This window comes from Ensifer sp. ENS06, assembly GCF_014852205.1.
GTDB classification, from domain to species: domain Bacteria; phylum Pseudomonadota; class Alphaproteobacteria; order Rhizobiales; family Rhizobiaceae; genus Ensifer; species Ensifer adhaerens.
The window spans coordinates 1-255 of record NZ_JACVBC010000078.1; the positions used below are offsets into that span (position 1 = coordinate 1).

Here is a 255-nt window from a genome sequence, read left to right on the forward strand (position 1 = left end):
ACAAGGCCTTCGAGGCGCTTCTGAAGATGCGCTGGCAGCCGGCACTGCGCACCGTTCCGCCCTACCACGACGATCCCGTCTACATCGACGCTCTGGCAACCTCGATCGAGCGTCACCTGGCGACGCTAGACTGGGAGCCGGAGGTGGTTCTGACCTCCTTCCACGGCATTCCGAAGAGCTATTTCGACAAGGGCGATCCCTACTACTGCCAGTGCCAGAAGACCGCGCGGCTTTTGCGCGAAAAGCTCGGCTGGT

At 62.0% G+C, this 255-nt stretch carries 1 protein-coding gene; it reads left to right on the forward strand.

What is annotated here, in order from left to right:
* On the forward strand, window positions 1–255 hold a 255-nt coding region (locus IB279_RS36930; protein ID WP_192341321.1), incomplete at both ends, for a ferrochelatase.